Origin of the sequence: Pseudoalteromonas aurantia, from assembly GCF_005886875.1 — a bacterium.
Taxonomy (GTDB): Bacteria; Pseudomonadota; Gammaproteobacteria; order Enterobacterales; family Alteromonadaceae; genus Pseudoalteromonas; species Pseudoalteromonas aurantia_A.
The window spans coordinates 40,636-61,900 of sequence record NZ_PNBY01000073.1 but is presented as its reverse complement, the minus strand read 5'-3'; the positions used below and the strand labels follow the sequence as shown (position 1 = coordinate 61,900).

Genomic DNA, 21,265 nt, shown 5'->3' with positions numbered 1-21,265 from the left:
AATCCAGCCCCCTCCACCATCTTATTACCTTAAAAATACTTCCTCTGATTTTAAAGTAATTTCCCCATATTTTAATACAATGACAGCTCTAACATGGCAAACTGCTTATTCTCTGTTTTTTGCTAGTTTAAGGCACCCAGTACACAGTTTGATGTGGTGTGTATTCATTACATCAAATAATATAACTCAGCGGCCCTAAACCTCTTTTGTAATAAACAGTGTTGCCCCCTTCTCTCTGAACCATTTAACAACGTCTTTGTACTCTCCGTAATACTTGAATACCAGTTGCCAAAACTCAGGGTTATGAGCAAGAACATGACAATGCGCCAGCTCATGGATGATCACATAATCTATATAAGATGGCTTTGCACCTATGAGCAATGTATTGAACGCTAACGCACGGTTACTTGTACAGCTTCCCCAGCGACTTTTATACTCTCGGAATTTAACCTGACTAACCTGAGCATCCATTTTTTCAGCAAGTACAGGTAATACCCCCATAACATAAGATTCTAACTCAATGCGTAACAATGATAAAAGTGCAGCTCGACAAGCCTTTGTATCGTCAGGATTGATGACACATACATGCACGATGCGATTTGAATGACATAGTTTACTTGGGTACTCAGGGCCAAAAAAACAAGCATATGTTTCACCAAATACGAGTAGGGTCTGGCTATGCCAAGGTGTTTGAACAACCGGCACTGCCGGCACTTTTTTTTGCTGCGCCAAGACCCAGCTATGTTTACTCATTAACCATTCATGTAGCCATTTTTTTTCAAGCCCTTTAGGGGCGTATACAATAATGCCATTGTCTGTGACTTTAATTGCAATACTTCGTCTGCGCGTACTTTCTTTTAATTGGTATTCAAACATATCGAAAAAAATTATTTACTTTTCTCCATTCTACCCCGCCAATAAGCTGCTAACCTATAAGTAAATGATGAAAAAGATCAGAGCGCTATGAATTCAAAGCCATGTTGCCAATACCACTCTCCAGATGGACAAAAATGTCAGGAAATTGATATGGGCTCAGGGTTTTGCTTTTGGCATGATGCAAAGTTTGATAAAAGTGGCTTAGAACTAACACAAAAACTAGAACGCTATGCAAAACGAGGCGGTTTATTACAAGGACTAGAATTAAAGCGGGCCAATTTAGAAGGCTTAAATCTCGTTAAATTTGGTGATCACAATGGCTACAATCTCTCTTATGGCAATTTTTATCGCGCCAATTTACGTGGTGCCCACCTTTTCAACAACACCATTGAACACGCCTCCTTAATGAAAGCCGATTTACGAGAAGCAAATTTACACTGCTGCAAACTAGAAAACACCAATATTTTGGGGGTCAAACTCGATAACGCGCGAATAGATAACTTGCAGCTAGGTGAACAACTAATGCAAGAATCTCGTGCGCATAAAGCGCTCAAAGAAAAAGCACCAGAAGATGCCATTGACTTGTTTTTACAATCTGAAGAAATATACCGATTATTACGTAAAGCAGCCGAACAACAAGGTCTGTTTGAGATGGCTGGCAAGTATACTTATAACGAACTACGGATGCGTCATCAACAATACCCAAAAAGATCGAAAAAGCGCTTAGTGTCTAACGCTATTAACTTGTTGTGTGGTTATGGTGAAAAGCCAGAAAACGTGATCCGTTTCAGTCTGAGTATGATTGTCGTTTGTGCTCTGTTGTACTTTTTGTTTGGTATTAGCTACCAAGATCAAATCATTCAGCTCAGTCAGAACAACAGCTTATCCGAAAATTTAAGCGCGTTACTTAACAGCTTTTACTTTAGCGTTGTAACCTTCACAACATTGGGCTATGGAGACATAACCCCAGTAGGAATATCGCGATTTATTGCCAGTATTGAAGCCTTTACAGGCAGCTTTTCACTGGCATTATTCGTGGTCGTTTTTGTAAAACGGATGACTCGTTAATACCATAAATATTAAATCGGCAGCATACATGCCAATGCTACGAGATCTCTGTACTAAGTCTTTCTAGAAACGCTTTCATAAATTGCGTTCTATGAGCTGCCTCTTCTTTTGCCGACTCGGTATTCATGTGATCAGCAATATGCAATAGCTTGATAAAAAAGTGATCGAGCGTATATTTACTATCATCTGCTTCTCGATTTTCACACATCGGGTCATCGGGGTGATAAAGGTGCCTTGCAATAGCCCCACCCACTTTCATACATCGGCTAACCCCTATAGCCCCCAAAGCATCCATACGATCCGCATCTTGTACTATTTTAGCTTCAAGTGTTGTGGGCCGAACATTCGCGCTAAAACTATGCGCCACAATAGCATGGTGCACAGCCTCTAGTTTTGTTTCATCAAACTTTAAAGTTTGTAAAAACGTAACTGCTTTGTCTGCCGCCATCTTAGATGCTTTAGCTCGGTCAGGGTGATTTTTAGCAACAGCGACACAATCATGCAACCAAGCCGCAGCAACCACAATTTCCATGTCAGCTTGCTCACTGAGTGCAAGTGCCTTAGCCACCTTCACCACTCGTTCAATATGAGTAATATCATGCGCAGTATCAGCAAGCTCAGCACTTAACATGAACTCGCGACATGCCATTTCAATATTTTGCATAAACTTTCTCCCTAAAAGTGAGTCAAATCGCTCTAAAAACCATTATTCACTGTGATCACATTGTATGTTGGCACGGCCTTAACTAAAATGGCAAGCACTCAATTCAGTAAGGAATTTATATGTCTAGCGTGGTCTATTTACAGCCTGGTAGAGAGAAGTCACTTAAACGTAAACACCCTTGGATATTCTCTAAGGCCATAAAAAAAATTAAAGGTAAACCCGCGCTTGGTGATACCGTTACTGTATATAGTCATGATGGAAAGTTTCTTGCTACTGCGGCCTATAGCCCAGAGTCGCAGATCAGGGCACGTGTATGGACCTTTGATGAAAACGAACAAATTGATACGCAGTTTTTTATCAAAAGAATAGAAAGAGCCCTAGATGCTCGTCAACATGTGATCAATGAAGGTGGACTAACTGGATTTAGGCTCAGTGCAGCAGAGTCTGATGGCTTACCAGGGATCACCATTGATAAATTTGATGACTATCTTGTTTGTCAGCTCTTAAGTGCAGGTGCCGAACGTCACAAAGGTGATTTGTTAATGGCACTTCGCCATGTATTCCCACAATGCAAAATTTATGAACGTTCTGACGTAGAGGTACGTGCGAAAGAAGGCCTTGATAAAACAACGGGCGCACTGTGGGGAGATGCTCCATCACAGCCAGTCCTAATTCAAGAAAATGGTTTAAACCTTGAAGTCGATATTATTAACGGCCATAAAACAGGATTTTATCTAGATCAACGTGATAGCCGCGCAGCGCTAGAACGCTTTTCAAGGGATAAAACCGTTTTAAATTGTTTTTGCTATACCGGTACCTTTGGCCTTTATGCCTTGCGTGGTGGCTGTGAAAAAGTAATCAACGTTGATGTATCTCAAGCTGCACTAGATATCGCCAAGCGCAATGTAGAACATAACGAATTAGATATGACACGCGCTGAATTCGTAAAACAAGATGTATTTAAACTACTGCGCCAATATCGCGATGAAGGCCGTCAATTTGATACGATTGTCATGGACCCACCAAAATTTGCAGAGAGCAAAGCACAACTTAATGGTGCATGTCGTGGCTATAAAGACATCAATATGATTGCAATGCAAATATTGAAGCCTGGTGGTACTTTACTTACGTTCTCATGCTCAGGATTAATGGAGCAAAACTTATTCCAAAAAGTGGTTGCAGATGCCGCCCTTGATGCAGGAAAAGACTTACTCATTGTAGAACGATTAAATCAAGCTGCAGACCACCCAATTTCAGGTAATTACCCTGAAGGCTTTTATTTAAAAGGATTGATTTGTAAAGTCTACTAGACTTTCTAGATACGAACGTACATAACTTCAGGTTTGGATAAGGGTTTTGGAATAGAAATGTTTTTAAAACAAACTTACGTACAATCCAATGATGATATTTTGCTCAAAATCAAGGCGCTTGTATGCAGTAATCGCGGGCTATTACAAATGAACGCAACGCCGAGAATGTGAAAAATAGCTTTATTGGGCAAATCCGCAAATCCAGAGCTGAGGTTACTTACTAAAAAGGGGCTACAGAGCCCCTTTTATATAACTTTGGATGCTAATTAAACTGGGTTATTTCAAGTCCCAGTAAATAACTACCATCTTGTTCTTGATAACACCTAACGACTTTTGCGTGTGCGTTCAACGGCGGAGTAGATGCACTATTTGAATCGATATACACCTCTACCATTGCTTCCATATCAACAGGCTCCTCTATCTCAATAGATAACCCCGTTGCACTTAAGTCATTGCATGTCCCTTCAATACTTAATCCAGTTTCTAACAGCGTAATTTTTGCTTGTGCATTAACCATCATCCGCCTAAAGCGACGTTTGTCTTCGTGCAACATACCCTACTCCTAGACTATTAGTTTTAGTTTTTCTAATAAGGATTGCATTGAAAAGGGCTTAACTACATAAGCATCACAACCAGCTTCAAATCCCGCCTGCTGCTCTTGCTCTGTTTCTAGGCCTGACAACATAACGACCGGAATATCTTTCGTCTCTGGCGTGTTTTTTAGCAAACGGCACGTGTCGTAACCATCAAGGCCCGGCATGCACACATCTAAAAGTATCGCGTCAGGCCGCTGCGCAATTGCATTTGATAAGCAGCTTTTGCCTGAATCAGCATAACTTAACGTAAAAACTTCAGACAATGCCACGCTCAGCATCTCATAGTTAAAATATTCGTCGTCCACAACCAATACATGGGGTGTGGTACTCCTTGTTTGCTCAGCGGACATGGCTAGTGTCACTTCCTTTTCAAGATCCAAAAATTGATTCCTCTTATTAAAGTAATGGGCCTGACTAAAAAAGCAAGCTTCAAGTTAAATTATTCACATTCTTTAAGTGCATTCATAACCCTTTTGGCTGAAATAGGATAAGGCGTTCCTAATGTTTGAGCAAACAAAGACACTCTTAGTTCCTCTTGCATCCAAAAAATATGTAACAAAGCTTCTGGTAGCGGTAGCCCTTTAGGTACCCTTGAAACCTCTTTTTGATACGCTTGGCTTACTTTCTCAAGCTCTAACACACATAGTCTATCCCTGTTAGGATCCACCGCTAGCTTTTCAAGTCGCTTTTCTATTGCCTTCATGTAACGCAATAAATCTTCTAACTTGTCTGCACCATGATCACTCACAAAGCCTTTAAATACCAGCCGTTGTAGTTGTGATTTTACATCTCCATGAGCCGTTATCATGGTTAAATCTACAGGCCCTTTCATGCGTTTATTGATAGCATGAGCCACACTTAGTACTTGCTCAACCTGGGTTGCAATCTTAACGACACACTCACCTAACTCACCACGAATGCTCTCTTTCGCTTTATCAAATTGTTGTTCGTCTCTGATATCTCCATGGGCTTTTAGTAATCGGTCAACGCCTGCCGAAATGCAATCATTGATCAGATCTTGAACTTTACCAAACGGATTGAAATACAGTCCAAGTTTGGCTTTATTTGGTAGTTTTTGCTGTAAATATTTGATGGGCGACGGGACGTTTAATAACACTAAACGACGTAGGCCCTGTTGATGGGCCGCTGCTGCTTTCACCGAGCTATCAAATAACTCAATCGCCGTACTGTCTTTTTTATCCACTAGGGCTGGGAAGGCTTTAATCTCGTAGTTGCCCTGTTTTTTTGTATATTCACTCGGTAATGTACCAAATTGCCATTCGACAATTTCTTGTTGTTCGATCCCTTTTTCAGCTACTTGAGACAAGGTATCTGCCACTTTGCCCTGAAGCTGAGTTTTTATTGCATGTAAATCAAATCCGTGTGCAAGTACTGTATTGTTATCTCCGACGACTTGAAATTGCATTTTTAAATGCGCATCGAGTGTCGATAAGTCCCATGCATCACTGTCAACATTAACGCCTGTCATTCTTAATAAACGTGTACTTAACGCCTCAAGCAAAGTTCCCTGCATTGGCTCAACGGCTGCAAGTACTGCATCGGCATAATTAGGGGCTGGGACAAAATTTCGACGTAAAGTCTTCGGCAAGCTTTTAATTAACCCGCAAATTAATTCATGGCGTAATGCCGGAATATGCCAATCAAACCCACTCTCAGATACTTGATTTAACAAAGCTAGCGGAATATTCACCGTCACGCCATCTACCGCTTTTCCGGGCTCAAAGTGATAACTCAATGGCAGAATAATATTGCCTTGCTGCCATGTATCAGGGTAATCAAACTCGGTGATCTGCTCGGCACCATGCTGCATTAATTGCTCTTTGCTCATATGCAAAAAGCGTTTGCCTTGCTTTTTCTTGTCTTTCCACCAATGGATAAATGCGGCGCGCGTATTTACCTCTGCTGGAATTTTACTATCATAAAATTCAAAAAGCTGTTGCTCGTCAACTAAAATATCTCGACGTCGCGCTTTTTGCTCAAGTACCTGAATATCATCTATCAAGTCTTGGTTGTATTGTAAAAAACCTTCATTCTGTCCCAATTGTTGGCCAATAAGTGCTTCTTTAAGAAAAAGCTCTCGGCATAACTTAGGGTCAATTTGGCTATAAACACTGCGCTTGCGACCAACAATGATCAGTCCGTAAAGCGTTTGTTGCTCATAGGCAATAACACAGCCTGGTTTTTTCTCCCAATGCGGTTCACTATAACTACGTTTAACTAAATGTTGAGCTAAAGAAGGCACCCACGCAATATCAATCTTGGCATTAACCCGAGCATAAAGCTTACTTGTTTCTACCAGCTCTGCAGACATCAGCCATTTTGGGCTCTTCTTAAACAAGCTGGAGCCAGGAAAAACATGGAACTGGCTATTTCGTGCCCCCTTATAATTCTGCTTTTCGTCTTTGAAACCAATATGGCTCAACATGCCACTTAAAAGCGCTTGGTGCACATTATCTAATTCAGCTTCATTATCCGTAAGTTTCAGCCCCATCTCTTCAACAACAGTGGTTAATTGATACACAATGTCTTGCCACTCACGTACACGCATATAAGCCAGAAAGTCTTTTTGACATAACTTTCTAAACTGTCCGCGTGATAGCTCAGCTTGTTGCTGTTCGATGTAATACCAAAGATTTAAAAATGCCGTAAAGTCAGAATCAGGATGCTCAAACCGCGCATGCTTTTCATCTGCCGCGCCCCTGCGCTCTGAAGGTCGTTCTCTAGGGTCTTGAATAGACAATGCAGCGACAATAACTATGACTTCGCGCAACGCACCCAACTTACTGGCACTCAGTACCATTTTAGCTAAGCGAGGATCTATCGGTAACCGGCTCAGTAGCCGACCTGACTGCGTCAATTTAGTGGCTTGGTGACGTTTGCTTGGATGAACCGCTTCCAACTCTTCTAATAGCGAAACACCATCGTTAATATTCCGGCTGTCTGGTACTTGCACAAATGGGAAATCATTTATATCTCCCAGCCCTAAGCCCAACATTTGTAAAATAACTGACGCTAAATTGGTTCTCAAAATCTCAGGGTCGGTAAATTCAGGACGAGATAAAAAATCATCTTCTGAATACAATCGAATACAGACACCTGACGCAACCCGTCCACAACGCCCCTTTCTTTGATTTGCACTGGCTTGAGATACCGCTTCGATTGGTAAACGTTGTACTTTCGTTCGGTAGCTATAACGGCTTATTCTCGCGGTTCCTGGGTCAATAACATATCGAATACCAGGCACGGTTAACGACGTTTCCGCAACATTGGTAGATAGTACAATGCGTCGTTGGCTATGGGCTGCAAAAATTCTGTTTTGTTCTGCATTCGATAGTCGGGCATACAAAGGTAAAACTTCTACACCGCGTAAGTTACGCTTTGCTAAGGCGTCTGCGGTATCGCGAATTTCACGCTCACCATTCATAAAGATCAAAATATCACCTGGACCTTCATCGCATAGCTCATCCACAGCATCAAAAATGCCCTGCAACTGGTCGTTTTGTGCTTCGGTGTCATTACTTGCTGTGTCTGCAGGAGGTCTATATCGCACTTCAACAGGATAAGTGCGTCCAGACACTTCTATAATGGGCGCATTATTGAAATGCTTTGAGAATCTTTGTGGATCTATTGTGGCTGACGTAATGATCACTTTCAGATCTGGCCGTTTAGCTAACAAGTTTTTCAGATAGCCCAGAATAAAGTCAATATTTAAGCTTCGCTCATGAGCTTCATCAATTATGATGGTGTCGTATTGATTGAGGTACCGATCCTGCTGGATCTCAGCTAAAAGAATACCGTCTGTCATCAATTTTACGTAGGTATTATCTGACACTTGATCACTAAAGCGGATCTTAAAGCCCACTTCATTGCCAAGTTCACATCCGACTTCTTCCGCAATACGATTTGCAACTGTTCGCGCCGCTAACCTTCTCGGTTGGGTGTGGCCAATATAACCATCAACGCCCCGACCAAGCTCCAAACATATTTTTGGCAGCTGTGTGGTTTTACCTGAGCCCGTTTCACCTGCAACAATCACAACTTGATGTGCTGCAATCGCAGCTTTTATTTCATCTTTTTTCTGACTGACGGGAAGCTGTTCAGGGTAAGTAACTGCTGGTAGTTGTTCAGTGCGCGTTATTCTTAAGGCTTGGCTGCGCGAAATGGCCTGTGCAATAGACTGGACGGCCTTAGCTTGCTTAGTTTCATCGGTAATTTTTTTTGTGCCATGAAGGCGTTTTTTTAAAATGAATTGATCTTTCTTTAGGCAAGATTTTAGTTCAGAAAACAGCGGTCCAACACTCACTTCGCAATACCTTTATATAATACAAATCGCGACGTAGTGTATCAAAAACTAATAACTGAGCCTATGGTTATACCCAGTTATTCTATAAAAGCGGTATTATACGTATCGATTACCTGATTCATAGGTATCGTGAAGGTGTTTGTCTAACGCAAGTAATACATTTGCACGACTGATCACCCCCTGTAATCGTCCATCTTCATCACAAACAGGATAGAGCTTTGGTGCATTCACCGTCATTCGGTCAGCCATTTGTAAAATACTATCACTTGGGGAGACACATAGCGGGGTGCTATTCATAACATCACTGACCACACTATGAGACTCATTCTGATAAGTGGCTTCTAGCATTTTTCGTAAACAGTCCTGCTCAGACAAAAAACCCACCACATGTTTATTACTGTCAATGACCGGTCCACCTGATTGACCACTTTGTAATAATTTTTCTACCGCAGCTTCCACACGCATATCAGCTGAAAAAGTCACGGGACGATGATTTAAATAATCTGCTACTTGAATTGATTGCATGGTATCGACTCCATTAAAAAACGCCAGCATTCATAACTATAGCTGGCGTTATCTAATTTGCCTGTAATTTTTAATCTTGTTTAAAAATCGAGACTCTGGTTGCTTGTGAACTCGATTTACTGGCTCTGTACATCCCTTTAGTGTTAAAAGGCATACACATGTTGCCTTTTGTATCCCTTATGATCACACAGCCTCTTGCAATTTGACACGATATGCTTGTTCTTTTTCCAGTGAAAATTTGCTTTTTTCAATGGTGCCAGCTCCCCCATGAATGGCAATCGCAATAGGGTTTTGCGTCGCTTGAGCCGGTATAGATAGCACGGAGAGCAACAGCGCTATACAGCGAAGTGACGTGTTAAACATCGTGTTATGCCTTTTATTATTGTATTTACCGCTTTAAACAAACTTTGACGAGAATTACTGCACATAGCAAGTAAGTTGCGACACGCTTATAAATATCAGATACAAAAAAAGCACCCTAGGGTGCTTTTTTAACAATACAGATTTATTAAGCATCAGCTTGGCGTTGTGCTTTTAAACGCGCTAGACGGGCAACTTGGTGTGTTGACGTTAAGAACGCAAAAATAGGCGCTAAATAGCCGCGCTTACGCAATTCAAGGTGCGCTTCATCACTTAGTTCATTTAGCTTACGCTCATCAACTAAGTAGATACCATTGATGTCTTTTTTCTCACCTTTGATATCAACAGTTAAAGTTTGTTGAACTAATAACTCTTTATCAGCTAAGTACTGTGTGAACGCTTCTGTTACACGAGAGAACTCAATGAAGTTTACTAAAGCTTCTTTACGCGCTTTTAAGTAATCAGTTTCTTCGCCGTCTTTAAATAGCGCGTTGCCTTGCTCTTCACCAACCAGTGAACTTGCTTCGTCAATTACGATGCCGAACTGGTCTTCTTCAGGATGCTTCACTAAGCCAAATGGGTAACGAGTCGCAGCTAAAGGTGCAAACCCTGCTGTCCATTTCCCATTTTCGATGAATAAGTTTTCACCTGGCTCTAGACCAAACATTGCTACAGCTTGAAATTGACCCGTTTCAGTGTTTTTTACAAACGCCATTGGGAACTCAGTTGCTACACGAGCAAACTCATGTGCAACAACGGGCATTAAGTGCTGTGATTTTAAGAAATCAACGTTGATGCCATTTTGTACTTTAGTATTAGCATGTTTTTCGTTGTGTAAAGGCTGCACTTGTTGCTCTGCCATAATGTTACTCCGTTCATTTACGTAATTATTACTTTTGTGGGCATAAGGCTAAAGGTTTTGGAGCCAAAATGGAAGTGTATTTTCACCATATTCGCTCTAGTCTCAGAGTTTCTTTTTAAACCATTGATGAATGCTCTTTTTATCATCACTTGTCAAATTTACGAGTATGTCATGAAGTGTATCTGGTAAATGCAATTTAGGATCAACCTCTGTTTGAAATACAAAATAATCAAAAATTGCTTTCCATGCTTTTCGCTCAGATAAAGGCAATGTTGGAATAAAAGACATTAAAAATACCATACTATCGAATGGTAACCCCTCTTTACTTGTATCATTGCGCCACCAATAATTTAGTAACATATTCTCATTAGAAATTGACTGCACGCTATGCCACCAAAGACTAGGAATGAAAATAGCCTCACCATCATATAGCTCAACTTCTATCGAATTTTCAAGTGCTTGTGCATATCTAGGGTATCGTATAAAGTCAGGCGAGCTTGCATCAACGAGACTTATTGGTGTGCCACCTGGAGAGAGAGAAATTGGACCGATATATAAATTAGTAATTTGCTCAGGCGGAAATAATGTGAATTTTCGCTTCCCAGCCACGACATAAGCAATATTATGCGCAAAGTCAAAATGTGCCGCTGTATTGCATTGATTACCTATCCAAGCTCTAACATCAACAGAATGGTCAGCTAACTCTTCACAATGAAACCACCTATTCGCTTCATCATTAAAAACAACGCCCGTTGGAATTGCCTGAGCGGCATAAAACCGTTGCTCTTCATGCTCAGTGTTCTCTAACAGACTAAAGAACTCCTTTAAGCTACAGCTGCCGGTCTCAAAATTAAACCCGTTTAGCGCTTCATTATAAAAATACCGCCCCTTCTGATCGTTTGGACATGTTAAAAAGTGTATATTTGGTGAAGTGACACTATTAAGTAACCTACCCCGCCCTTTCTCTCCATGTAAATTTTCCAATAATGATGTTCTAAAGTCAGTGATTTTTATTGGCATAGCTTCTTTAACATATAATGTTAAATTTTTAAAAAACTCAGAACGGCTAACCTCTAGCACTTTCATGAGACAAACCTTTATTTACGCAGTATAATAAAAATGTTTTAACATATAGGGAGTTGTTATTCAAACCATGAAATTTAATACTAGTACTGACATTTCTATAGAAATAAAAGAAGTAGGTGATAGTCATATTTTTATTATTGACAATTTTTTAACTAACCCTGATGATCTGGTTGATTATGCTACAAAGCGGGCCTATTTTTCACCGCCCGGAAAGGATGGTACCCTCTACCCGGGCATCAGAGACTTACTCCCAAAACCATATGAAAGAGTACTCGAAGAATTGTGTAAAATAGTTCATGGTAGCGATCTAATTATTTCTGTTCACCGCTGCTTACTTAGCCTCGTGACAGTTGAAGAGGATAACCTCGGCGAATTACAAACCTTTCCTCATATAGATTCGATAGATAATACAGAGTTTGCATGCGTACATTACTTATGCAGTGAAAAATATGGAGGAACATCAATATACAAATATATACCAGAAAATATTATCAAAATTACTGAAGAAGAAACCCATATTTTCGAAGATATCCTAAAAAATAATAGAAACAAAAAATACTTAAACGGTAGTACAGAACTATTTGAAAGAGTAGTAGAAATAAAAGCCAAATATAATCGTATAGTAATATACCCTAGCAACTTACTTCATTGTGCCGATATAAATCATACATACAGTATCTCCAATGACCCTAAATTTGGTCGATTAACAGTGGCATCATTTTACAAAATAACACCACTGTAATTTCCATTATTAAATACTGGGAAACCCATGTAATTTCAATTTTTTTAATAAAGCGCGCTGATCAGGTAATAATTTTTGCTGCTCTTTCGCAGCCATTAATACTTTTACAACCTGCTCTCCATACCTATCCATCGCTTGAGGGTCTAAAAGCCGTTTTGTAAAGCCGTACTTCATTCCACACAAAATATATAAGTAATTTTCAATATCAAAGACTTCAAACTTAGAGAAAAAGTCATCTTTTGTTGGGTAAGAGTGCTTCCATAATGATAACTTTTCAAGTAATGAGTCAGGAATGGAATTTGTGTTACGGTTTTCTATCCAAAAATCACTGTCCTGCCTATCGGAGATACAATAGTGGAGCTTAACAAAATCAATTACACGCTCCCAAGTATAAATAACAGCGTTATTGAAACGTTTTTCTAATACGGGCAACTCAGAAGTATTATGAGGTAATTTATTGCACAAAAAGTTAGCAGAGAAATCTGATATCAAAATTGCTGTTGCCTCTAGTGGCTCAACAAAGCCTTGAGATAAACCAATGGCAACACAATTTTTATGCCATGCTTTTTTCCGGTGGCCTATTTTCATTTTTATTGCTCTAACATTGAGCGAATCTAATGATCTACCAACGTACCTTTCTAGTTTTTGGTAGGCTTGGTCTTGTGCCATGAAGTGATCACTAAATACAAAGCCAACGCCTCTTCTTCTAGATAAAGCAATATCCCAGACCCACCCGGCCTTATGCGCTGTGGATATTGTATAGGGTGGTATAACACTCTCCTCCTCAGGAACCTGAACTGTAAGAGCACGATTTGAGAAAATCACATCTTTTTTATCTATAAAGGGAATTTCTAAACTCCCTCCCAATAAAATACTTGAAAAGCCAGAGCAATCGACATAAAAGTCAAAATTCTTGTCTCCACATTGTTCGAGTACAATAGCTTCAATCAAATTTTCAGTGCCTAATCGCACATCCGTTACATTATCTTGAATGTACTCAATTCCTAAATTATCAATAGCATTGCGCTTTAATAACACTGCAAATTTATGCGCGTCAAAGTGGTAAGCATAATCGGATACACCCTCGAATTCTCTATGTACCATATCTTTTGGTGCTCGCATGCTTTCAGCTGTATGCTGTTGAATTGAGACCATTTCAGCAAAATCAGAAGATTGATCGTTGTGCCAATAAGGGCATAAGTTATCACCAAATGGAAAGGGGTAATCAAACAGGTGGTGGTAGCTATTATATTTACCATGTATTGAATTATCTAACCAATTGGTGAACTTAATTGACTGTTTAAAGGTCGCATCGCAATGAACGAATAAATCTCTTTCTGAGATTCCAATTTTACGCAGGGTTTCTCTAATCGATGGAACAGTTCCCTCTCCAACTCCAATAATAGGGATGTTAGGTGACTCAATAATAGTCACCGTTTTGGTAGGATCTCCTTTTAGCTTTTTTGCAAGCAAGCTTGCACTAATCCAACCTGCGGTGCCGCCACCGACCACTACATACCTGTTAATATCCAAGCTACTTCCCCTTACTCATATCTATCGATACAAAACCACTCTTACCTGAAATATCTTGTAAATAGGCCTTATGGCTCATTACATGACTACAAACTTGCGCTTTCCTATTGTCAAGGTAATCAAATACTTCATCAAACTCTCCAGGTTTGAACGGAACAGCAAGTTCAGGGTAATATTTCATACCATATAAAATATACCTATAACTTACATCACTAAACATATGAGAGGTAGAATCAGAGACATCAAAATATTCACAAACCTTGTGTTTCCATACTGCTAATCTCGACTTTAATGTAGAGCACCCATCTAAAGTTTTCGAAACATCACACCAAAAATCAGAATCAGTCCTATCACTTAATACATAATGCAATACGATAAAATCCTTTAATTCATCATACGTTTTGCACATTGTTTTATTATAATTGCCAATAACAACATCATTATTTTGCTCAAAGTTGTAATGTAACGCGACAAAACGTGCTGCAAGATATATTAAATGTAAACCTGTCGACTCGAGTGGCTCAATAAAGCCACTCGACAAACCTATCGCGACACAATTTCCTATCCATTGTTGCTTTCGGCGCCCCACACGCATATCAATATGATTGAATCTGTCGCTCTCATCGAGACCTAAATGAGCTCTAAATTCAGACTCTGCGGCATCAGGTTCAAGGTACTTACTTGAATATACATAACCATGACCAGTACGATTTTGTAAATCGATTCGCCATGACCACCCAGCGTTCAAAGCGTGTGAAACTGTGTAACTTTTTGGAGTGTAGCCTGGTTTATGAGGGCGTTGAATAGTCACCGCTTTATCACAAAGTAAGACATCTTGATAACTCTGCCAATTACTATCTGATTCAAGTTCAGATATTAATAACCCTTGAAACCCAGTGCAATCAATAAATAATTCAGATCTAATCTCATAGCCATCGGTCACCAAGGAGGTAATCTTTCCATCTCTGGCATTTACTTTTTCCACATGTGCCTCAATTCGAGATACACCTTTACTCGTTGCATAGTCACGTAAGTATTGACCGAATAAACGAGCATCCAAATGAAAGCTATACCCAACCAGGCCTTGGTATGGTTTGCTATTAAAGGGTTTAGGTGTCAGGTTATCTTTAGCTAATGAAAAAGATAATGAAACGGATTCGTCATAACCCTGAGCTCTAGAGGACAATAACCAAGAAGTTGCAACGTCGAGTCTTTTTTCGACTCGCTCTTGGTCAAAAGGGTGCATATAAGAATGCAACGACCCATCCTCATTTGGCACACACCAATTCTTAAATATAATACCCGTCTTCAGTGTCGCATTCGTATGCTTAATAAAGTCAGCTTCGTCTATTCCAACGACTTGTAAAAAATCTTTTATTGCAGGGACTGTTGCCTCTCCAACACCTACAATATCTACATCTGGGCTTTCTACCACTTGTATAGATACTAATCTATCAAATTTATTGTATGTTTGGTTTAACAACACAGCTGTCATCCACCCAGCAGTCCCACCACCAACAATAGTAATTGAATACATAGATACTTCCCCAAATTTAAAGCTAAAAAGCCCAGCATATGCTGGGCTTTTCTAACTAATCAACTTCTTAGAAGCGGAAGTTTACACCCGCCTTAATACGTCTTTCGCCTTCAAATGACCAAGCTGGGTATCCAGTTTTAAGGTCATTTTTAACCACTGATTCTGCTGGTGCTACACCGTATTGAATACTATCTTCTTCAAGAAGGTTAACTACCTCAAATGTGAAACCAATAGACTCTGACAAAGTGTATGTCGCAGATAAATCAAGCGTTGCATAATCATCATGCATACGGTTTCCGTAGAATTTAGCTCCTTCACGGATCATATACTCAGAACGGTAGTTGTAAGCAGCTCGAACTGTGAAATCGTCAGCTTCATAGTAGCCAACTAAGTTAACAGTATGCTTCGATGAATCAGAGAAACGAGCAACTAAATCTGCGTAGTTTCCTGCTTTCGCCGTTGCATCTACAAATGTGTAGTTTGCTACATAACCAAAACCGCTATCAAACGAGTTTTGCCATTGAAGTTCGAAACCTTCAATTTTTCCACCCGTTGAGTTTTGTTGAGTACTTAATGTCCAGTTATCATTACCAAAGTTATCAATTATACCCAACTGTTGATTAGGGATTAACTCAGCAGTTGTAAACGTTGAAATATCCTTGATGAAATATGTAAATGATAAAAGCGCACTACTGTCATAATACCACTCTAAACTTAAGTCTGCCTGACTCGCCTTAAATGGCTCTAAAGCTGGGCTACCTTTTGATAATACTTCATTTAATTCGATATCATCATTATAACCATTTTGTTCCTGACGTGAGAACATATTTGCATAATTTGGACGGGCAATTACTTGCGCTGCTGAAGTACGCAGGATCAACTCATCTGATAAGTCAAAAACAACGTTAATACTTGGTAACACATCGTTATAGCTTGCTTTCTCTGTCGATAGAGTCGTCTCATATGCTTGATGGCCTTCAAGTGAGCCTCCTTCAAGATAATTTCCAGCGGCAATACCGGCAAAATCTACAGCATAAAAATCTGATTCAACATCTGTACTGATATATCTCAGACCGAAGTTACCACGAACACCATCAGCTTCAAACTCAGCCATGACATAAGCAGCTACATTCTCTTCGTCGATAGTTCCATAACCAGAACGAAGTAACTCCATCTCACCCACGCCACTTTTTGCTCGTGCTAATAGCGCACCATAGTCAGCTTCAGGGAACATATAACCCTGACCTAATTGTAATTGGCTATCTAAATAAAGGTCACCTGGTACACCATCAATCAAGCCTGTTGGTGCTACTCTAGGATTTGGCCAGAAAGTCTTTTCTTCAACAGAGTGATCTGCATATGAAAAACCTGTTTTAATAGCGGTTATTGCTCCGAAATCAACAAAAAACTTCACATTACCTTGAACAAATGTTTCTTCATCTGTATTCGGCTGACTTCTAATAGACCAACCGGGTAAATCCAAGTTACTAACAAAGTCATCATGAGTCCATGACTTAACAGCTGTGTCTACGTTATATACTTTGCCAGTTGCGTCGTATACACCAGCGAAATCAGATGCTAAACCTATACCTGCGCGTTGTGCTGCTGTAAAGTTAGTACCACCTTCTGACTTAGTAGTACCAATACGGCCATCAGCTTCAAAGCCATCGCCTGTATATTTACCATTTAATTCAAGAGTCTTTGAATTCATTTCTGCATCACGAACCCAAGTCTGTCCCCAACTACCACCAGCTAAGCTGTCTAGTGTTGTTTTAACACATTGGTCAGCTGCGTTAACTTGCTCACACGTAGGCATGTTACCTAAAGGACCATCAACAGGGTTTTCTGTACCACCACCATCGCTGTATCTATCCCCAAATGGGATCCAACGTGCCGCGTCAGCGCCTTGTGAGAACATAAATAATGAAGAGTTGATGTTATCCGCTTGTAAGTCTAATGACGTGTAGTTTAAGCCAAACTCAAGCTCATCTGATGGTGCATATTGTAAAGCAATATTTGCAGCTGTACGCTCACGTTCCTGTTTGAATACAGACGGTGCAACGGCACCACCCCAGTTGATGATTGTTTCTGTACCGCGACGCTGATACTCAGTGTCTTTACGAGACAATGCGACTAACGCACCAAAATTCTCATCATCATTTTTCCAGCTATAAAGACCAGAAACCTCAGGGTCCCACTTCTCAGATACTGAACCGTAGTCAAATTTAACACTACCAAACACTGTATTGGCATCTAAATCTAATGGCTTACGTGATTTAACGATGATAACACCACCAACACCACCTTCTGGAAGGTCTGCTTGAGATGATTTATAAACATCAATTCCACCAACCATCTCTGATGGCATTAGTGAATAATTGAAGCTTCTATCAATCGCTTGTTGATCATACCAATTCGTCGATGCAACAGTATGACCATTTAGTAATGTTCTTGTAAGTTGTGCTGATGCACCACGGATTGAAACCTGCTGACCTTGGCCAAACTGTCGACCAACAGACACACCGGATATACGACCAAGCGCTTCACCAACATCACTGTCAGGGAATTTACCTACATCTTCAGCTGAAACAGCATCAACAACCGAGTTTGCAAAGCGTTTAGTATTAATCGCAGCTTCTAATGAACGGCGAATACCACGTACTTCAATTACTTCTACGTCTTCTTGAACTTTATTTTCATCAGCAGCATAAGCTACGCCTGAAGCGCCAGCACTCAATATAAGGCCGACATTTAAAGCTAGTAAGCTTTTCTTAAAATTATTAGCTAACACAGGATTCCCCTTGAATCATATTGTTGGTTTTTTAATCACTTCTGCCCAGTGATGATGACAACGCTGTCATCTAATAACAAACATACACCGTAAATTACAAATTCGCTACATCTTTTTTGTCATATTAGACAAAAAACAACCAACAAAAAGCCTAAGTAATTGGTTTAATTGAACTTTGAAATTCACTAAAGATAATTTGTTACAAAAATCGAGGCAAATATACCATAAATTGAAGGGCGCGCAGTACTAAATTAGTTAAATTGGGGACTTTATAGCGTTCAATTATAGAAGGCTCGGTATGGATAAACGTAGCTCATTGGTAATGAAAACTTTGGCAGAAGTGTTCAAGGGTGATAACCATTCTCAATGACAACGCTGTCATTATAGATTTTCATGTACACTATGTCCAGTAATTTAATAAAAATATACATAGCTATTTCTATCGAGATACCTTTAATTACGGTACATACAGGCAAGTGCATGAGTTATCAATATTTATCTTTTTACAGAAATAGGGAATAGCAAATTCCTAAAGAGATTTTTTGTCTTGAAATAAAGTACAGGGTTACGAAAATGATTTTTGGGTAGGCTAGAGAGATTAAAGCTTTTTTATTAACCGTAGTATTAGCCTAAGCTCACCTAAGGTGGGCAATTAGGCTAATACTATCAACTGCACATTAAGGGCACCAAAATACCGAGAGGGTAATATCTGGGTGATTAAGTACGGCTCTTAACGGTATATCAAACTCTGAACCATGAGTTTTCGCTTGCTCATACATAGCACGTTTTTCTTCGCCACTGATAAGTAATACCACCTCTTTTGAGCGAGTAATTCCGTGTAAGGTTAAGCTCATACGCTCAGTAATACTGCCCGTCACTTCACTTTCTATTGCGTTTATAGGGCAAACAATATTTGACGTCTTTAAACCATGCTCGAGACCCTGTGCATTCGGGAACAAAGAAGCGGTATGTCCATCTGGCCCCATTCCTAGAATCGTCACATCTGGTATTTTCAAGGCATTATAAGCTTCTTCACAGTGTGCATGCCCATCGATAGCAGAGCTAGCAACGTTTTTCATCGCAGTAAAGTGTGTGCCAGCCGCTTTGTTTTGCAGTAAGGTCTCATGAATAAACGCTTCATTTGACTTTGCGTGGTTAGGTTCCACCCAACGCTCATCAACCATTGCAATTGAAACCTTATCCCATTCTAGAGGTAAGTCTGATAGATATTTATAGGCAGGTGCAGGAGATGACCCTCCTGATACCATAACCAACGCTTTTCCATCTTGCTTAATACCGTTGGCAATACCTGCTTCAAGCAAAGATGCTAAAGCTTCTGTCATTTGAGCTTTAGATTCAAATATACGTTCCACAATATTTGCCATTAGACTTGCTCCCCTGCGTTAAACCACACATGACCACTTTCTGCTAACAGCTCATCAGCACCTTCAGGGCCCCAAGAACCCGCGCGATACAATGCTGGAGCACCTTTTTCTTGCCAACGTGCAACAATTGGATCAATCCACTGCCACGCTTGTCTTACCTCGTGACGATGAATAAACAGCGCTGGGTTATTTGCCGCGGCATCTAACATTAAACGCTTATAAGCATCTGAGTGAAAACCATTTTTATACTGTTCACTCAATTCAATATTCAATGTTACAGGCTCTAGTTGCATCTCCAAATTGTCTAGGCGTTTAGACATTAAAGTCAGCTGAATACTTTCTTCAGGCTGCAAACGGATCACTAAACGGTTTGGTTGAATTGGGCCAACAGAGTCATCGTATACATTGTGTGAAACCGGCTTATATTCAACTACAATCTCTGCACAGCGTTTGTTCATGCGCTTACCTGTGCGTAGATAGAATGGCACGCCTGACCAACGCCAGTTATCAATATGGGCACGAATAGCGACAAACGTCTCAGTGATACTTGAACCCTCGCCTAGCTCCTCTAAATAACCAGGTACTAATTTCCCTTGTAAATCACCAGGAACGTACTGCCCACGAACAATATTATTATCTACATCCGCGTCAACTAATGGGCGTAATGCTTCTAATACTTTAAGCTTTTCGGTACGAATACTACTGGCATTAAGCTTATGAGGAGACTCCATTGCCACTAAGCACAATAATTGTAATAAGTGATTCTGAACCATATCTCTTAACGCACCGGCCTTATCATAAAAGCCAGCCCGTGCTTCTAAGCCTACAGTTTCTGAAATACTGATTTGAATATTATCAATAGACTTTGCATCCCATAAGTTTTCAAACAAGGCGTTAGAAAAACGTAGGGCCATTAAATTTTGTACTGTTTCTTTACCTAAGTAATGGTCAATACGGAAGATTTGCTCTTCACTAAAGAACTGTGCAATTTTGCCATTTATTTCTTCAGCAGACTCACCGCAGTAACCAATTGGCTTTTCTACAACAACACGAGATGTATCAGTGATGAGCGCTTTAAGTGACAATATTTCACAGCATCGTCCATAGACTGCTGGCGGTAAAGACAAATAAAAGACCCGTGACTTATCACTGGCATCTTCATCTAAAATTGCTTTTAATTTGTCCCAATTATCATCAATGTCAGTGACATTAACCACAACGGGCACCAAAAACTCAGAAAAGGCTTGCCAATCTTTTTCGTTAAACTCTCCCGCGCTCAAAAAAGACTGAAGCGCTTGATGCGCTGTTTCGATGTATTCTTTTTGTTTATTTTCTTCTCGAACAGTTGGCAGAATACGAGAGCCCTTTGGCAGGTTCCCTTCTTGATATGCTCGATACATAGCTGGTAATAATTTACGTAAAGCTAAATCACCACCTCCACCAAAAATTACGATATCAAAAGGATTAAGCATAATTTACTCTCTACAGGTTAGGCGCGTCGCAACAAACTAGGGTTAAAAGGCGCGCAATTTTCATTGTTATATTTGCTAGTTAAGACTACTTAGCCTAACAAAACAGTCGCGTCATACGACATTGAATTCGATTG

At 40.1% G+C, this 21,265-nt stretch carries 16 protein-coding genes and 2 pseudogenes; 3 read left to right on the top strand and 15 right to left on the bottom strand.

Annotated features, from left to right (window positions below; all coding sequences use genetic code 11):
• Window positions 1-195: 195 nt before the first annotated feature.
• Window positions 196-876, bottom strand: coding sequence for a M48 family metallopeptidase (locus CWC18_RS15120; RefSeq protein WP_138675592.1), 681 nt, complete (start codon window positions 874-876; stop codon window positions 196-198).
• Window positions 877-963: 87 nt separating this feature from the next.
• Here CWC18_RS15120 and CWC18_RS15115 point away from each other — a divergent pair, with 87 nt between their 5' ends.
• Window positions 964-1,944, top strand: a complete 981-nt coding sequence (locus CWC18_RS15115) for an ion channel (protein WP_138591494.1) — start codon at window positions 964-966, stop codon at window positions 1,942-1,944.
• Between the two features lie 37 nt (window positions 1,945-1,981).
• Here the strand turns inward: CWC18_RS15115 and CWC18_RS15110 are convergent, their stop codons facing one another.
• The gene (locus tag CWC18_RS15110; RefSeq protein WP_138675591.1) at window positions 1,982-2,608 is read right to left on the bottom strand and encodes an HD domain-containing protein; all 627 of its coding nucleotides are present in this window, start codon (window positions 2,606-2,608) and stop codon (window positions 1,982-1,984) included.
• Between the two features lie 119 nt (window positions 2,609-2,727).
• On the opposite strand from CWC18_RS15110, the gene CWC18_RS15105 reads away from it, so the two are divergent.
• Window positions 2,728-3,918 carry a class I SAM-dependent methyltransferase gene (locus CWC18_RS15105; protein ID WP_138675590.1) on the top strand — a complete coding sequence of 397 codons (1,191 nt, stop codon included), beginning with the start codon at window positions 2,728-2,730 and terminating at the stop codon, window positions 3,916-3,918.
• A gap of 262 nt (window positions 3,919-4,180) precedes the next feature.
• Here the strand turns inward: CWC18_RS15105 and CWC18_RS15100 are convergent, their stop codons facing one another.
• The 8 genes and pseudogenes from CWC18_RS15100 to CWC18_RS15065 form a co-directional block, all read right to left on the bottom strand.
• Window positions 4,181-4,471: a PilZ domain-containing protein gene (locus tag CWC18_RS15100; RefSeq protein ID WP_138675589.1), complete on the bottom strand. Its 291-nt coding sequence runs from the start codon at window positions 4,469-4,471 to the stop codon at window positions 4,181-4,183.
• A gap of 9 nt (window positions 4,472-4,480) precedes the next feature.
• Entirely contained in the window at window positions 4,481-4,864 is a 384-nt protein-coding gene (locus tag CWC18_RS15095; RefSeq protein ID WP_138675594.1) for a response regulator, read from the bottom strand.
• Window positions 4,865-4,953: 89 nt separating this feature from the next.
• Window positions 4,954-8,838 (bottom strand): ATP-dependent RNA helicase HrpA, encoded by a 3,885-nt coding sequence (hrpA, locus tag CWC18_RS15090; RefSeq protein ID WP_138675588.1) that lies wholly within the window; start codon window positions 8,836-8,838, stop codon window positions 4,954-4,956.
• A gap of 96 nt (window positions 8,839-8,934) precedes the next feature.
• Window positions 8,935-9,363, bottom strand: coding sequence for a CBS domain-containing protein (locus CWC18_RS15085; RefSeq protein WP_010362615.1), 429 nt, complete (start codon window positions 9,361-9,363; stop codon window positions 8,935-8,937).
• Between the two features lie 70 nt (window positions 9,364-9,433).
• A pseudogene (locus CWC18_RS21870) lies at window positions 9,434-9,556 on the bottom strand (beta-aspartyl-peptidase); the annotation flags it as partial.
• A pseudogene (locus CWC18_RS15075) lies at window positions 9,550-9,726 on the bottom strand (beta-aspartyl-peptidase); the annotation flags it as partial. The pseudogenes CWC18_RS15075 and CWC18_RS21870, both read right to left, overlap by 7 nt.
• Before the next feature lie 145 nt (window positions 9,727-9,871).
• Window positions 9,872-10,585 carry a SapC family protein gene (locus CWC18_RS15070; protein WP_138591501.1) on the bottom strand — a complete coding sequence of 238 codons (714 nt, stop codon included), beginning with the start codon at window positions 10,583-10,585 and terminating at the stop codon, window positions 9,872-9,874.
• A 102-nt stretch (window positions 10,586-10,687) separates the two neighbouring features.
• Window positions 10,688-11,671 carry a cupin-like domain-containing protein gene (locus tag CWC18_RS15065; RefSeq protein WP_138675587.1) on the bottom strand — a complete coding sequence of 328 codons (984 nt, stop codon included), beginning with the start codon at window positions 11,669-11,671 and terminating at the stop codon, window positions 10,688-10,690.
• A 67-nt stretch (window positions 11,672-11,738) separates the two neighbouring features.
• On the opposite strand from CWC18_RS15065, the gene CWC18_RS15060 reads away from it, so the two are divergent.
• Window positions 11,739-12,413, top strand: a complete 675-nt coding sequence (locus CWC18_RS15060; protein WP_138675586.1) for a DUF6445 family protein — start codon at window positions 11,739-11,741, stop codon at window positions 12,411-12,413.
• A gap of 9 nt (window positions 12,414-12,422) precedes the next feature.
• On the opposite strand, the gene CWC18_RS15055 is transcribed toward CWC18_RS15060, so the two are convergent.
• From CWC18_RS15055 to zwf, 5 genes are all read right to left on the bottom strand, one after another.
• Entirely contained in the window at window positions 12,423-13,946 is a 1,524-nt protein-coding gene (locus tag CWC18_RS15055; protein ID WP_138675585.1) for a tryptophan halogenase family protein, read from the bottom strand.
• 1 nt (window position 13,947) lies between these two features.
• On the bottom strand, window positions 13,948-15,483 hold the full coding sequence (locus CWC18_RS15050; RefSeq protein WP_138675584.1) for a tryptophan halogenase family protein: 1,536 nt from the start codon (window positions 15,481-15,483) through the stop codon (window positions 13,948-13,950).
• Window positions 15,484-15,550: 67 nt separating this feature from the next.
• Window positions 15,551-18,274, bottom strand: coding sequence for a TonB-dependent receptor (locus CWC18_RS15045; RefSeq protein WP_138675583.1), 2,724 nt, complete (start codon window positions 18,272-18,274; stop codon window positions 15,551-15,553).
• Between the two features lie 677 nt (window positions 18,275-18,951).
• Window positions 18,952-19,659, bottom strand: coding sequence for a 6-phosphogluconolactonase (gene pgl, locus CWC18_RS15040; RefSeq protein WP_138675582.1), 708 nt, complete (start codon window positions 19,657-19,659; stop codon window positions 18,952-18,954).
• Window positions 19,659-21,131, bottom strand: coding sequence for a glucose-6-phosphate dehydrogenase (gene zwf, locus CWC18_RS15035; RefSeq protein ID WP_138675581.1), 1,473 nt, complete (start codon window positions 21,129-21,131; stop codon window positions 19,659-19,661). The genes pgl and zwf overlap by 1 nt, the downstream gene beginning before the upstream one ends.
• Window positions 21,132-21,265 lie beyond the last annotated feature (134 nt).

What these genes read in the sequence shown, in the direction of transcription:
- CWC18_RS15050 (WP_138675584.1), bottom strand. Translation starts at nt 15,483, where the DNA reads ATGTATTCAATTACTATTGTTGGTGGTGGGACTGCTGGGTGGATGACA.
- CWC18_RS15060 (WP_138675586.1), top strand. Translation starts at nt 11,739, where the DNA reads ATGAAATTTAATACTAGTACTGACATTTCTATAGAAATAAAAGAAGTA.
- CWC18_RS15095 (WP_138675594.1), bottom strand. Translation starts at nt 4,864, where the DNA reads ATGTCCGCTGAGCAAACAAGGAGTACCACACCCCATGTATTGGTTGTG.
- CWC18_RS15085 (WP_010362615.1), bottom strand. Translation starts at nt 9,363, where the DNA reads ATGCAATCAATTCAAGTAGCAGATTATTTAAATCATCGTCCCGTGACT.
- CWC18_RS15110 (WP_138675591.1), bottom strand. Translation starts at nt 2,608, where the DNA reads ATGCAAAATATTGAAATGGCATGTCGCGAGTTCATGTTAAGTGCTGAG.
- CWC18_RS15115 (WP_138591494.1), top strand. Translation starts at nt 964, where the DNA reads ATGAATTCAAAGCCATGTTGCCAATACCACTCTCCAGATGGACAAAAA.
- CWC18_RS15100 (WP_138675589.1), bottom strand. Translation starts at nt 4,471, where the DNA reads ATGTTGCACGAAGACAAACGTCGCTTTAGGCGGATGATGGTTAATGCA.
- CWC18_RS15120 (WP_138675592.1), bottom strand. Translation starts at nt 876, where the DNA reads ATGTTTGAATACCAATTAAAAGAAAGTACGCGCAGACGAAGTATTGCA.
- CWC18_RS15065 (WP_138675587.1), bottom strand. Translation starts at nt 11,671, where the DNA reads ATGAAAGTGCTAGAGGTTAGCCGTTCTGAGTTTTTTAAAAATTTAACA.
- zwf (WP_138675581.1), bottom strand. Translation starts at nt 21,131, where the DNA reads ATGCTTAATCCTTTTGATATCGTAATTTTTGGTGGAGGTGGTGATTTA.
- pgl (WP_138675582.1), bottom strand. Translation starts at nt 19,659, where the DNA reads ATGGCAAATATTGTGGAACGTATATTTGAATCTAAAGCTCAAATGACA.
- CWC18_RS15070 (WP_138591501.1), bottom strand. Translation starts at nt 10,585, where the DNA reads ATGGCAGAGCAACAAGTGCAGCCTTTACACAACGAAAAACATGCTAAT.
- CWC18_RS15105 (WP_138675590.1), top strand. Translation starts at nt 2,728, where the DNA reads ATGTCTAGCGTGGTCTATTTACAGCCTGGTAGAGAGAAGTCACTTAAA.